The organism is Pseudemcibacter aquimaris, assembly GCF_028869115.1.
GTDB classification, from domain to species: domain Bacteria; phylum Pseudomonadota; class Alphaproteobacteria; order Sphingomonadales; family Emcibacteraceae; genus Pseudemcibacter; species Pseudemcibacter aquimaris.
Genome location: NZ_CP079800.1, coordinates 672,757 through 686,485 on the forward strand (window position 1 = coordinate 672,757; position 13,729 = coordinate 686,485).

Annotated in this window: 14 protein-coding genes and 1 tRNA gene; 11 read left to right on the forward strand and 4 right to left on the reverse strand. The window is 43.2% G+C overall.

Translation table 11 applies throughout. From position 1 onward, the window contains the following. Position 1: 1 nt before the first annotated feature. On the reverse strand, positions 2 to 1,189 hold the full coding sequence (locus tag KW060_RS03255; RefSeq protein ID WP_249034938.1) for an SAM-dependent methyltransferase: 1,188 nt from the start codon (positions 1,187 to 1,189) through the stop codon (positions 2 to 4). A 102-nt stretch (positions 1,190 to 1,291) separates the two neighbouring features. Between KW060_RS03255 and crcB the strand changes: the two genes are divergently transcribed. From crcB to KW060_RS03290, 7 genes are all read left to right on the forward strand, one after another. Then, positions 1,292 to 1,669, forward strand: a complete 378-nt coding sequence (gene crcB, locus KW060_RS03260) for a fluoride efflux transporter CrcB (protein ID WP_249034939.1) — start codon at positions 1,292 to 1,294, stop codon at positions 1,667 to 1,669. A 9-nt stretch (positions 1,670 to 1,678) separates the two neighbouring features. After that, positions 1,679 to 2,668 (forward strand): RluA family pseudouridine synthase, encoded by a 990-nt coding sequence (locus KW060_RS03265; RefSeq protein WP_249034940.1) that lies wholly within the window; start codon positions 1,679 to 1,681, stop codon positions 2,666 to 2,668. Continuing rightward, entirely contained in the window at positions 2,661 to 3,320 is a 660-nt protein-coding gene (locus KW060_RS03270) for an HAD-IA family hydrolase (protein ID WP_249034941.1), read from the forward strand. Before KW060_RS03265 ends, KW060_RS03270 begins: the two co-directional genes overlap by 8 nt. Then, a complete protein-coding gene (locus tag KW060_RS03275; protein WP_249034942.1) occupies positions 3,320 to 4,012 on the forward strand; it encodes an ATP12 family chaperone protein in 693 nt (230 codons plus the stop codon). The genes KW060_RS03270 and KW060_RS03275 overlap by 1 nt, the downstream gene beginning before the upstream one ends. A gap of 93 nt (positions 4,013 to 4,105) precedes the next feature. After that, positions 4,106 to 5,638 carry an acyl-CoA carboxylase subunit beta gene (locus KW060_RS03280; RefSeq protein WP_249034943.1) on the forward strand — a complete coding sequence of 511 codons (1,533 nt, stop codon included), beginning with the start codon at positions 4,106 to 4,108 and terminating at the stop codon, positions 5,636 to 5,638. A gap of 12 nt (positions 5,639 to 5,650) precedes the next feature. Further along, positions 5,651 to 7,636 carry an acetyl-CoA carboxylase biotin carboxylase subunit gene (locus KW060_RS03285; RefSeq protein WP_420833170.1) on the forward strand — a complete coding sequence of 662 codons (1,986 nt, stop codon included), beginning with the start codon at positions 5,651 to 5,653 and terminating at the stop codon, positions 7,634 to 7,636. 5 nt (positions 7,637 to 7,641) lie between these two features. Continuing rightward, positions 7,642 to 7,956, forward strand: coding sequence for an acylphosphatase (locus tag KW060_RS03290; protein ID WP_249034945.1), 315 nt, complete (start codon positions 7,642 to 7,644; stop codon positions 7,954 to 7,956). Here the strand turns inward: KW060_RS03290 and KW060_RS03295 are convergent. Then, positions 7,953 to 8,558 carry a class I SAM-dependent methyltransferase gene (locus KW060_RS03295; protein ID WP_249034946.1) on the reverse strand — a complete coding sequence of 202 codons (606 nt, stop codon included), beginning with the start codon at positions 8,556 to 8,558 and terminating at the stop codon, positions 7,953 to 7,955. The genes KW060_RS03290 and KW060_RS03295 overlap by 4 nt on opposite strands. A 72-nt stretch (positions 8,559 to 8,630) precedes the next feature. After that, positions 8,631 to 9,269, reverse strand: a complete 639-nt coding sequence (gene lipB / locus KW060_RS03300; RefSeq protein WP_249034947.1) for a lipoyl(octanoyl) transferase LipB — start codon at positions 9,267 to 9,269, stop codon at positions 8,631 to 8,633. A 99-nt stretch (positions 9,270 to 9,368) separates the two neighbouring features. Here lipB and KW060_RS03305 point away from each other — a divergent pair, with 99 nt between their 5' ends. Next, positions 9,369 to 9,629, forward strand: a complete 261-nt coding sequence (locus KW060_RS03305; RefSeq protein WP_249034948.1) for a FliM/FliN family flagellar motor switch protein — start codon at positions 9,369 to 9,371, stop codon at positions 9,627 to 9,629. A gap of 75 nt (positions 9,630 to 9,704) precedes the next feature. Further along, a tRNA-Leu gene (locus KW060_RS03310) sits at positions 9,705 to 9,792 on the forward strand. 29 nt (positions 9,793 to 9,821) lie between these two features. Here KW060_RS03310 and KW060_RS03315 read toward each other — a convergent pair. Next, positions 9,822 to 11,273 (reverse strand): S10 family peptidase, encoded by a 1,452-nt coding sequence (locus tag KW060_RS03315; RefSeq protein WP_249034949.1) that lies wholly within the window; start codon positions 11,271 to 11,273, stop codon positions 9,822 to 9,824. A 206-nt stretch (positions 11,274 to 11,479) separates the two neighbouring features. Between KW060_RS03315 and KW060_RS03320 the strand changes: the two genes are divergently transcribed. Together KW060_RS03320 and KW060_RS03325 are read left to right on the forward strand one after the other, a co-directional pair. Beyond that, positions 11,480 to 12,742, forward strand: coding sequence for a dipeptidase (locus KW060_RS03320; protein ID WP_249034950.1), 1,263 nt, complete (start codon positions 11,480 to 11,482; stop codon positions 12,740 to 12,742). Between the two features lie 83 nt (positions 12,743 to 12,825). Continuing rightward, positions 12,826 to 13,728, forward strand: coding sequence for a M55 family metallopeptidase (locus KW060_RS03325; protein ID WP_249034951.1), 903 nt, complete (start codon positions 12,826 to 12,828; stop codon positions 13,726 to 13,728). The last annotated feature ends 1 nt before the right edge of the window (position 13,729 follow it).

Here is a 13,729-nt window from a genome sequence, read left to right on the forward strand (position 1 = left end):
TCTATTCCCAAAGATACCGCCTATGTAACGGAATGTTTTCCTGTTTTTTCGCAAGCTGGAATTGAAAAACCACATGGCCAAGGTTTCTAAAGGCGCATTCTGCACTAGCAAGGTAAAATTCCCACATTCTTAAAAATCGGTCATCATATAGTTCTATGATTTTTTCCTTATTCGCATCCACGCGCTTGCGCCATTCGGCCAATGTTTTTGCATAATGAAGGCGAAGCACTTCCATATCGGTAATATACAGGCCGCTTTTTTCAATGGCAGGTGCAATTTCGGAAAGGGCGGGTGCATAACCGCCTGGAAAAATATATTTCTTGGTCCATGGATCTGTTTCCCCCGGACCGTCGGCGCGTCCAATGGTGTGGATCAATGCGATACCGTCCTCATTTAAGGCTTCATATACCTTATTAAAAAATGTTTGATATTGTTTTCTACCAACATGTTCAAACATGCCAACCGATACCACGCGGTCATATTGTTCCGGAACAAGTCGGTAATCCTGAAGACGGTAATTCACGCGATCATTGTCTTTCGCGTTTTCTTGGGCGACTTTTAACTGTTCTTCGCTTAATGTCACGCCAGTGACCTTTGCGCCTGAATATTTATTGATATGCAAAGCAAGGCCGCCCCAGCCGCAACCGATATCAAGAACCTCATGGGTGTCTTTTAAGAAAAGTTTCTTGGCAATCAGGTCTTTTTTGTTTTCCTGCGCCTGTTCCAAACTGTCATCATTATTTATGAAATATGCGGATGAATACTGCCTGCTTGGATCAAGGAATAAATCATATAAACCATCGGAAAGGTCATAATGATGGGCGACGTTATCTTTTGATTTTCCTGGCCAATTAATTTGCCCTAGCCATCCTTTAAAACGGCTATAGGGATCACCCCCCATCAGGTGAAAGGGATTATCAGGCCGCCATTCCATATTTTTGGTGATCAGGTTTAAAAAATCAAAAACATTATGGGGCGGTTCTATGGTGAGCGCTCCATCCATATAAGCTTCACCGGCTTTAAGGTCAGGTTTTAAAAATATTTTCCAAAGAAGCGAACTGTCGTTAAATTTAATGGTGACTTCGGGTTCGGGCGATCCAGAAAAACAATGTTTCTTTCCTTTTGCGTCAATAATATTTAAAGTACCCTGCTGAATAAGCTTATTTAAAAATATTGATAACGGAAACATATAACCCCCTTGGATTACTACCATATTGTTATTATGTGGAAATTATTTCAAATTATACGTTAAATGACAATAAGTAATTTATTAAGGGTCGGGAGTAACACCATGAACATGATTTTAGCAGTGGCGGCTGGTGGTGCCATTGGTGCGACGGGACGGTTTCTGGTTGGTCGCATGATGTTTACCCTTATGGGGCCTGGTTTTCCGTATGGCACGTTGGCCGTTAATATCATCGGGTCGTTTATGATCGGTTTATTGATTGAGGCGTTGGCGCTTAAATTTAACGCAAGTCACACCATGCAGGGTTTTTTGGTCATTGGTATTCTTGGTGGTTTTACGACCTTTTCTGCCTTTTCAATGGAAGTGGGACTGATGATGGAACGGGGGGAGCTGGGTACAGCCGCGATTTATGCATTTGGTTCTGTTCTTTTGGGGCTAGGTGCGCTATTTAGCGGTCTTTATATCGGAAGAACTTTTTTTTAAGGGTAATCAATGTCTGGCGTTTCAAGGGAATATGTAAAAGATAACGAAGCCGAATGGCGACTGGATAAATGGTTTAAGGTTCATTTCCCGGGTTTAAGTTACGGCCGTCTTTCCAAATTGCTGCGTAAGGGTGATATTCGGGTGAATGGCAAACGCGCCAAGGCGAACCTGCGGCTTGAAGGCGGGATGGAAATTCGTTTGCCTCCGCTTGGAAAGGATGAACGCGCTGCCCCGAAACCACAAAAACATAAAAAACATCTTTCTGAAGAAGATGTGGATATGATGCGTTCCATGGTGATCTATCAGGATGATAGCGTTATTGTGTTAAATAAATTGCCGGGCCTTGCTGTGCAGGGTGGAACCAATACCAAAAAGCATGTTGACGGTTTACTGGATGCTTTACAAGGCACCAAAGACGAACGACCAAAACTGGTCCATAGACTTGATAAAGATACAAGCGGTGTCCTTGTAATCGCAAGAACAGGTGCAGCAGCAAAGAAACTGACCGAAAGCTTTAAAACCAGACAAACCAATAAAGTTTACTGGGCACTGGTAAAAGGAAAACCACCACAGCAGGAAGGCGCCGTCCAAGCGCCGCTTGATAAAGAGCCGGGAACAAAAGGCGAGCGTATGGCTGTTTCCGAGGATGGCAAGCGCGCAATTACCGATTTTAAAGTAATGGATAGTGCCGCCGGAGAAGTGACATGGATGGCGTTTCGTCCGGTGACGGGGCGCACCCATCAAATTCGTGTTCACGCAACCGTACTTGACACCCCGATTGTTGGAGATGGTAAGTACGGTGCCAAGGACGCATTCGTTGAAGGTGCCGTAAGCAAGAAACTGCATCTACATGCACGAAATCTTGAAATTGAACATCCAAATGGTGGCACATTATCTGTAAAGGCAACATTACCGAAACATATGAGTGAGAGTTTCGATATGTTTGGGTTTGATGCGGATGATGAAAGCAACCCGTTTGAGGAAATGGACAATGTCTGATCCGCTAAAGCTTGCCATTTTCGACTGTGATGGAACGCTTGTTGATGGTCAGCATATGATCATTTCCGCCATGAAATATGCCAGTGACAGATGCAAAATTCCATATCCCGGTGATGAACAGGTAAGACGAATTGTAGGGCTTTCATTACTTGAGGCCATATCACATGTTTACCCGCAACATACAGATAATGATCATCAATTATTGCGCACAGAATTTATTGATCATTTTCAGTATTTAAGAACACAGGATGATCATGAAGAGCCACTTTTTGATGGAATTCGCGAAACCATTGAAACTTTAAATGACATGGGCGTATTGCTTGGCGTTGCGACAGGTAAATCAACACGGGGCTTAAAGAATACTTTAATGAACCATGGCCTTACCGAATATTTTATTACGCTTAACACCGCGGATGATGGCCCGGGTAAACCGCATCCATCCATGATTAATGTGGCATTATCGGATGCGGGTGTGGACCGTGAAAATGCGATTATGATCGGTGATACGACCTTTGATATGGTGATGGCGAAAAATGCGGGTGTAAAGTCCGTTGGGGTGACGTGGGGATATCATCCCGAACATGAATTAAAATCATCCGGTGCGGATCATATCATTGATCATATTTCCGAACTTGTAGAATTGGTGAAATAATGAAACGTTTTTATAAGCAAGCAACCGTCACTGAACAAGACGGCATGTTTACCGTAGAACTTGATGGCAGAGGCATTAAAACGCCCGCCAAAGAAAAATGCCTTATGCCAACCCGTAAAATGGCAGAGGTTGTCGCAGAAGAATGGAACGAACAGGGGGAGGAGGTTGACCCTCATTCTATGCCAATAACCAAACTGATGAACACTGCCATCGACCGTGTTGAAGCAAGGCGCGATGAACTTATTGCTGAACTCGTTAAATATGCGGGATCAGATCAACTTTGTTACCGTGTTGAACATCCTGCGGAACTGGTTGAGGAACAAAATAAAATCTGGAATCCACTTCTTGAACGGATGAAAGAAAAATACGGCATCAATTTTAAATTGGCATCGGGCATAATTTTTGAAAATCAGGATGATGAAGCAATTGATACCTATAAAGCATTGATTGACGGCATTGAAAGCTTTGAATTGACGGCTTACCACGGTATGACCACGGTAACGGGTTCCGTTACAATTGGCCTTCATTTGTTTGATGGGCATCTTACTGTTGATGAAGCATGGGACGCAGGACATGTCGACGAAAATTTCCAAGCATCACAATGGGGCATCGATGAAGAGGCCGAAGAACGCCGAAAAGAATTAAAAACTGAACTTGGTAACGCTGCAAGGTTCCTATCACTTTGTCGATAATATTGTAATTTTATACAATTTTCGATTAATATTGATACTGCCTGATAAAATATGTTACTCATGAGTAAGCAAATATAAATCCAGGGAGCAATTATGCAGGAAATCCTAGATAAACTTGAAGAACGCCGCCAATCAGCCCGTATGGGCGGCGGTGAAAAGCGCATCGCAGCACAACATGCCAAGGGAAAATTAACAGCAAGAGAACGTATTGAGCTTCTTGTCGATGAGGGCAGTTTCGAAGAATATGATATGTTCAAAGAGCACAGGTCTGTTGATTTCGGTATGGAAAATACGAAAATATCAGGTGATGGCGTTGTAATAGGATCAGGGACCGTGAACGGTCGCCTGATTTTTATTTATAGTCAGGATTTTACTGTGTTTGGTGGCTCTCTATCGGAAACACACGCGGAAAAAATATGTAAAATCATGGAAATGGCCATGAAGGCAGGCGCGCCCGTAATCGGCATTAACGATTCCGGTGGTGCGCGTATTCAGGAAGGGGTATCGGCCCTTGCCGGATATGCAGAGGTTTTCCAGCGTAATATCATGGCGTCCGGCGTCGTACCGCAAATTTCACTCATTATGGGGCCATGCGCTGGTGGTGCCGTTTATTCCCCGGCGATTACCGATTTCATATTTATGGTGAAGGACAGTTCTTATATGTTCGTAACCGGCCCTGATGTTGTGGAAACGGTAACCAATGAAAAAGTCACACAAGAAGAGCTTGGCGGTGCAACAACACACACGGTGAAATCTGGTGTTGCAGATAATGCTTTTGAAAATGATATGGAAGCGATCAAGCAAACAAGGCGTCTTATTGATTTCTTACCTTTAAGCAACCGTGAACAACCACCTTCAAGACAAGTTTTTGACCAGCATAACCGCGAAGAATTATCGTTAGATACACTTATTCCTGATAATCCGAATAAACCGTATGGTATGCATGAATTGATCCGAAAAACGGTTGATGAGGGTGATTTCTTTGAAATTCAACCTACCTATGCCAAAAATATTATTACCGGTTTTGGCAGGATGGAAGGCTCAACTGTCGGAATTGTTGCCAACCAACCAATGGTACTTGCAGGGTGTCTTGATAATGATGCATCGCGAAAGGCCGCAAGGTTTGTAAGGTTTTGTGATTGTTTTAATATTCCGATCATTACATTTGTTGATGTGCCGGGGTTCCTACCTGGAACGGCGCAGGAATATGGTGGCGTTATTAAACATGGTGCCAAATTATTATTTGCATATGGTGAGGCAACAGTACCAAAAATTACGGTTATTACCCGTAAAGCATATGGTGGTGCCTATGATGTGATGGCATCAAAGCATCTTCGAGGTGATTTGAACTTCGCATGGCCGACGGCGGAAATTGCCGTTATGGGCGCGGAAGGGGCGGTTAAGATTATTTTCCGTGAAGAAGCAAAAGACGAAGAAAAGCTTGCTGAAAAAACGGGTGAATATTCTGATAAGTTTGCTAACCCGTTTGTGGCAGCAAGCCGAGGGTACATTGATGATGTCATTATGCCCCATGCAACACGCAGACGAATTAGCCGCGGCCTTAGAATGCTAAAAAACAAGGATGTTCAAAATCCTTGGAAAAAACACGACAATATACCGCTGTAAGGGGAGTAAATGATGTTTAATAAGATATTGATTGCAAACCGCGGTGAGATTGCCTGTCGTGTGATTAAAACGGCCCATAAATTGGGTATTGGTACAGTTGCCGTATATTCAGATGTTGATGCAGATGCGCTACATGTGCGTATGGCACAGGAAAAAGTGCATATCGGCAATGCACCGGCGGCGGAAAGTTATCTTGTGATAGATAAGATCATTGCGGCGGCGAAAGAAACAGGTGCAGATGCCATCCATCCGGGTTATGGGTTCCTTTCCGAAAATGCGGAATTTTGTGAAAAACTTGAAAAAGCCGGAATTACGTTCATTGGGCCAAATCAAAAGGCCATTGGTGTGATGGGTGATAAAATTTCATCAAAGAAACTCGCGGAAGATTCCGGTGTTAATACCATTCCGGGTTTCATGGATGTGATTAAGGATGCCGATCATGCGGTCGAAATCGCAAAAGAGATCGGTTATCCTGTTATGCTTAAGGCATCCGCTGGCGGTGGCGGTAAAGGAATGCGCGTTGTTTATAACGATGATGAAGCCCGCGAAGGTTTTAATTCAGCGGTGAATGAAGCGAAATCAAGCTTTGGTGATGACCGTGTTTTTGCAGAAAAATTCATTGAAAACCCACGTCATATTGAAATTCAGGTGCTTGGTGATAATCACGGTAATGTCATTTATCTGGCGGAACGTGAATGTTCCATTCAGCGCCGCCATCAAAAAGTTATCGAAGAAGCACCAAGTCCGTTTCTAACCATGGAAACACGTGTGAATATGGGAACACAGGCCGTGGCCCTTTCCCATGCGGTGGATTATAATTCGGCAGGAACCGTCGAATTTATCGTTGATAAGGATCAAAACTTTTACTTCCTTGAAATGAATACCCGCCTTCAGGTGGAACATCCGGTTACGGAACTAGTGACAAATGTTGATCTGGTGGAACAAATGATCAGAAGTGCGGCGGGCGAACCACTGAACATCAAACAAGAAGAAGTGATGGTAAACGGCTGGGCCATGGAAGCGCGCGTTTACGCGGAAGATCCACTGCGTGGGTTCTTACCGGCTGTTGGCCGTGTTACGGATTATATCCCGCCAGAAGAAGACGAGAATATCCGTATTGATAGCGGTATTTATGAGGGAAGCGAGATCAGCATTTATTATGACCCGATGATTTCCAAGGTGATCTCATATGGTGCAGATCGTGCGGAAGCCGTTGATAAATTAAGAATAGCGCTTGATCAATATTATATTGGTGGTGTTGGTCATAATATTTCCTTCCTTTCGGATGTGCTTAAAGCACCGCGTTTTCAAAGCGGTGATATTTCCACAAAATATATCGAAGAAGAATACCCAGACGGTTTTAATGGTGGTGAAATTAGCCTTGATAAATGGGCGCATTTTATCTGTGTTGCGACCACGGTACATTCATGCGAGGTCGGCAGACAATCAACCATCAGCGGCCGTATGAATGAGGACGCCAGTTCATTTAATGAAACATGGCAAGTACAGCTTGACGGTGAAATTCAGAGCTCGAATTTCCTTATGACGCAGGATGGGTGCAACATCATTACGGGCGGCCTTGTATATAACGTCGTGACATTATGGGCACCGGGTAATCCAATATTTACGGGTACAATTAACAATGAACCGGTAAATGTGGAAATTGAATATCTCGCCGATGGTTATAGGCTGACATACGATGGTGCCAGCGAAATTGTATATGTGAGAAATAACCGCGAAGTGGAACTGGCGACTATCATGCCTGAAAAGGTTGAAGCCGATATGTCAAAGTTCCTACAATGCCCGATGCCGGGTCTGGTGGTATCTATTGATGTGGCCGAAGGGGATGATGTTCAACCGGGTCAGGTTCTTTGTGTCGTGGAAGCTATGAAAATGGAAAATGTTCTACGCGCAGAAAAGCAAGGCACGGTTAAAAAGATTTCAGCCGCAGCTGGCGATAGTTTGGCCGTTGACGAAATCATCATTGAATTTGAGTAATTAATATGCTGGATGAGGGGCAAAAAGCAGCAAGGCTTGTGATATACGGAAGGGTGCAAGGTGTGTTCTTCCGTGATTGGACCGTTGATACGGCAAGCAGGCTGGGTCTTGATGGGTGGGTCAGAAACAGATCTGATGGAACAGTAGAAGCTATGCTTGTTGGTCAGGAAGAGCTTGTTGAGAAAATGATCAAAGAATGCAGGACTGGGCCGCGCATGTCAAAAGTGGAAAATATTGATATTTCACCGGCAAGAGGCATCGTTAAAAAGGGGTTCGAACGCAAGCCTACCGTGAATATTCACGAAAGGCGTGGGCTTTAATCAACCAATTGTATAAAAACTTGGGGTTGTCTTATTAGCTCACGTTTGGCTTCTCTTTTGGGTTTTACCGCGCGTAATTCACAAACCATTTCTCTTACGATATTTCTTTCTATTGAGATTTTTTCTTTTATCTCTTCCATACTTAAACCTTGGCACCGTCTTTTGTTAACACGAAGTTGTATTTTGACGGGCTGCCAATCTCCTCCGTAACCATAATCAGCATGCCAGTAATATGGTTGAGAAAAATACGAAAAACTTCCCATAAAATATGGTCTGACGTGCGTTTGATCCTCCCAAGCATTATCACTTGATCCATAAGGCACATAAATTTGTGCTACAGCATCATCTGTGGCTAATCTCCATAATTCCTCCATTAAACCCAAGCTGTTATTTATATGTTCTATAACATGTGAAAGCAAAAATTCATTTACTGAACCATCAGGTAAATCAATAGGGTTTTCTTTCAGGTTTTCCAAATCACATATTATATCTACACCATCTAAGTCAGTAGAATCTAAATTGACCCAATCCGACATAGCCTTGCGTCCGCAGCCTACATTTAATTTGTATGGAGGTTTTAAATCGATGTTTTTTAAATTCATTAATTAATGGCCTAAATATTTTGTATTTTATAAAATTAAGTGCTTTTTATCGACTAAGGAATACTAGGGTTGTTATCCAAAAACTTTTTGCCAGTTTTTCTGTAGTGACGCATCCAGATCATCCATTGTAACCGGCAGACCAAGATCAACCAATGATGTTACACCATGTTCGGAAATACCGCATGGTACGATGCCAGTGTAGTGGCTTAAGTCCGGCTCTACATTGATACAAATGCCGTGGAAAGTAACCCATTTTCGAACACGAACGCCGATGGCGGCGATTTTATCTTCGCGCCCACCTTCTCGTTCAACCCATACGCCGACGCGCCCTTCGCGAATTTCACCGTGAACGTTAAATTCAGCGAGCGTTTCAATAATCCAGCGTTCCAGGTCAGCGATATATTTTCTAACATCGCGGCTACGTTTATTTAAATCAAGCATCACATAAACGACACGTTGCCCCGGCCCATGATAGGTATATTGACCGCCACGACCCGCATAATGAACGGGAAATCTTTTGGGGGCGAGCAAGTCCGCTTCCTGTGCGGATGTGCCCGCCGTATAAAGCGGTGGATGTTCCACGAACCAAACAAGTTCGGATGCATTGCCCGCATGTATGTCGGCAACGCGATTTTCCATTGTTTCCAGTGCCTCTTCATATGAAGTGAGGCCTTCGCTGAATTTCCATTCAATATCGTTTTTTGTTGTCATTTATGTTTATCTTTTCAAAATTAACCAAAAAATAACTATAATACATCAGTTTGGTGGTATATATTTATAACACGCTGAAAATCAAGATAAAGGGTGATAATGCCACAAGGTGTTGAAGACGTAGATATCGAGCTTACTGTTGTACTGGGTCAAAATTTGATGCCGGTTAAACAGTTGCTGAAACTTGGACGTGGTGCTGTGATTGAATTACAGGAACATGTGGATAGCCCCGTAAAGATTTATGCAAATGGTGAATTGATTGCCAAAGGCGAAATAATGGTATCCGGTGAAAATATCGGTATTACCCTGCTTGAAGGGGTAAAAGGATTTCGTGAATTGGGTTTTGTTAAAAAAACCTAATCATTTTTCAGATTTTTATTGCGCAAATCTTTTAGTTTTGATACTTCACCACAATCTATTTACCAAATCACGAATGCGGTCGTGGCGGAATTGGTAGACGCGCAGCGTTGAGGTCGCTGTGGGAGTTGATCCCGTGGAAGTTCGAGTCTTCTCGACCGCACCATTTTCTAAAAAGATATTGATTTAATATTTTCAGCTGGCTGATTTAATAAATTCGGCTAAATCATTTTTCATTTTAATCAGTGCTTCTTTTTTCACATACATCATGTGCCCAGCTTTATAATATTCAATGCTAATGCGATCAGCGACGGAACTAGGAAAGGCAAATTGTCCGATGGTATGTTCTGCCCAATAATATAATTTATCGTAATAACCGTCTGTGAATAACACTTTCAAATGTTCATTATGGGTAAGGGCGGTGCGGTAATCTTCCCATGTATCTACCGCATAACGGTTCCAGCCAACATCAGCAGAAACCACATATTCAAGATCACTGTCATAATTTAGATCATTTCTGACGTAATCATTAAAGGCCGCAGGGAAAGCACCAAATAGTGCCATTTCACTTGGATCCAGTTCAGGTCTTTCGGCGGTTTGGTCTTTATTAATACCTGTATGGCGACTATCTAAACGGCCGATGATTTTTCCTTCTTCACGAAGTAGTTCCGCCCTGAATTTATATCGGTCGAGTCTTAAATTTGCGCCAAGAATATAATCTTTACTAAGACCGGTGAAATGGGCTGTTCTTTCTGCGATAGCTTCTTTGTCACTTTCTGAAATGCTGTTGCCTTTAATAAGCGCTGATGCAAAGTCACCCATTGCAAACTCTTGTGATGCTTTAACGGCTTCTTCCAATGTACCGTTTTGAAGGGCGGCAGGAAGTTTATTATGATACCATGCGGTGGCGGTGAAATGCGGGATATTCAGGGCAAATTCCATGCTTCCAACACGTCTTAAGCCAATCGAACCGCCGGATACCACGATAATGCCATTTAAGAATATCCCTTGATCTTGCTGCATAATTCTTGCCATCGCACCCGCGCGCACGGTTCCATAACTTTCACCAAGTAGGAATTTTGGTGATGACCATCGGTTATGCTTTCCAAGGTATTTTCTTACAAATTCAGAAATATATTTTGCATCATTAACGACGCCAAGGAAACGATCGTCATCGCCATCATTCACGGGTCTGCTGTAACCGGTAAAAACTGGATCAATAAACACCAGATCCGTATCTTCAAGAATTGAATATTCATTTTCAATCACGCTATAGGGTGGCTGCGGGGCGAAACCTTCGTCATCATACTTAACCCGTTTTGGGCCAATGCCGCCCATATGAAGCCAAATGGATGCTGAACCCGGGCCGCCATTAAATGCAAATGTGATAGGGCGCGTGCTGTTATCATCCGTATCGGTTCTTTTATAGGTGGTTGAATAAACGCTTGCGACTGGGTTGCCGTTTTCATCATCAATTGTCATGGTGCCGGCGATGGCTTTATACGGAATTTTGTTGCCACCAATTTCAATAACATGATCTGTTTCTACAAAATTATTATCCGCACCCATCGATTGTGCATTTGTGTTCACAAGGGTAATGAAAAGACAGATTTGAATGTAAAAAAATGTTCTTAAAGCTGGCAACATGACGCATCCTGTAGATTATATATTATATACAATTTTGGTAGTTTAAGCAGATTAAATGGGTAAGGGCAAACAATAATATGAACTATATGATTTTTTCTGGCTTCTAATCAGTAAAACGGTGATTTTGTTGTTGCTTTGACGGGAAAATTATCCTTTCATGAACATTGTAACAATTAAATAAAAGTTCGAAAATGTTGGGAGAGAAAATGATTAATAATAAGCTTAAAATCGGAATGGTTTCATTGGCCGCACTTGCAATCGCCGGATGTGGTGAGCAGGGTGGAAGTGATGCTAGTGCTTCTGCTGATAAAGACATGAGCGTTGAGGCCATTCATGAACGTGTAATTACGCTTGATACACATATCGACATTCATGAAGATATGACATTCGACCCGATTTATGATCCGGGCACAGATACACCACAGCAAGTTGATCTGGGTAAAATGGAAGTCGGCGGTCTGGATAGTGGGTTCTTCATCGTTTATGTCGGTCAAATGGAACGCACACCTGAAGGGTATGCCCTGGCCGAAGAAAAAGCGCGCCGTAAATTCAGTGCTATTCACCGCATGACAGAATTTTATCCTGACCGTATTGGTCTTGCCTATACGCCGGATCAATTTATGGAAATCGCCGAGAGCGGCCGCAAAGTCGCGACAATCGGCATTGAAAATGGTTTCGTGATCGGTAAAGACCTAGAGCGTATTGAAGAATTTTATAATCTTGGCGCCCGTTATATGACGCTTGCCCATAATGGACATAATGACATCTGCGATAGTTCCGGTCCGCTTGAACGTCTTGGTGATGCAGAAGAAGAACACGGTGGCGTAAGTGAATTTGGATATAAAGTGATCGATGAAATGAACCGTCTTGGTATGATGGTGGATATTTCACATACATCTATCAAATGTATGATGCAGGCAACGGAATATTCCAAGGCACCGGTGATCGCATCGCATTCTGGCGTTTGGGAAATTGCAAAACATAGACGTAACTTAAATGATGAACAGCTAAAGGCTGTGGCAGCCGTTGGTGGCGTGGTGCAGCTTGTTGGCTTAAATAGTTTTGTTAAATATTACCCTGAAAAAGGACCAGAGGTTGATGCCCTTCGTCAAGCGGTTGCCGCGGCGGCCGGTGATACAGAATGGGATAGCACCAAACACGCAACAGCGCAGCAATATATTGACGGAATGGCAGCCATTGATGTCAAATACCCAGAAGCAACGGTGAGTGATTATGTTGATCATGTTGATTATGCCGTTAATCTGATCGGTATTGATCATGTTGGTCTTGTATCCGATTTTGATGGCGGTGGCGGCGTTAAAGGTTGGATGAGCGCTGCTGAAACCATGAATGTAACTGCGGAAATGGTAAAGCGTGGCTATACCGAAGAAGAGATCGCAAAAATCTGGAGCGGCAATACACTTGATCTTTGGCGCCGTGTTGACGAGGTTGCCAAGACGCTTCGTTAATGCAAATAAAAAAATGATTTTTAAAAACTTTAGAATCCTCATATCATTCATTTGGTATGAGGATTTTTATTAGGGAGGAATAAATGAAAAAAACAATAATCGCCGCTATTTGCGCGTTAACAGCATCAACCGCAATGGCACAGGATGATGATAAATTAAAAATATATATTTCTGTTGATCTTGAGGGGATCGCTGGCGCTGTTACCGGGGAACAATTAGGGCCGGGCGGGTTCGAATATAACCGTTTTCGTGAATTTGCCACCGCAGAGGCGCTTGCCGCCGTTGAGGGCGCGTTTGAGGCAGGTGCTGATGAGGTGTTGGTCAGTGATAGTCACGGCAATGGTCAAAATTTGTTAATTGAGAAATTCCCTGAAAATGTAAAAGTCATCCGTTCATGGCCAAGAAAGCTCGGCATGATGCAGGGGATTGAAGAGGGCGGCTTTGATGGCGCGATTTTCATTGGTTATCATTCAAGCACCAATTATATGTCCGGCGTGCGTGCCCATACAAAATCCAGTGCAGATCTGACGGGGCTTTGGTTAAATGGCAAGGTCGCTGGCGAAAGTTATTTCAATGCGGCGATCGCAGGGCATTACGGTGTGCCGATTATTATGATTTCCGGTGATGATGCCGCTGTGAAAGAGGCGCAAGAAACAATCGGAAATGGCCTTGAAGGGGCAGTGGTGAAATGGAATTACAGTTTCCATTCGGCAAAAAATCTGCATCCAACGGCAGCACAAAAACTGATTAAAGAAAAAACCATCGCGGCCATCAATCGCATTGATGATTTTGAACCAATGAAGATCGAAGGGCCGATCACGATGGATATCAGTTTTAAAAATTACCGTGTAAGTGAAATGTTAGACTGGCTTCCGCAAATGGAAAGAATTGACAGTCATACTATTCGTTATGTGGGGCCAAACATGCCTGAAGTGTCGGCGATTTCGACCGTGATCACCAGTTATAATATTAATCTGGCGCCTTAAG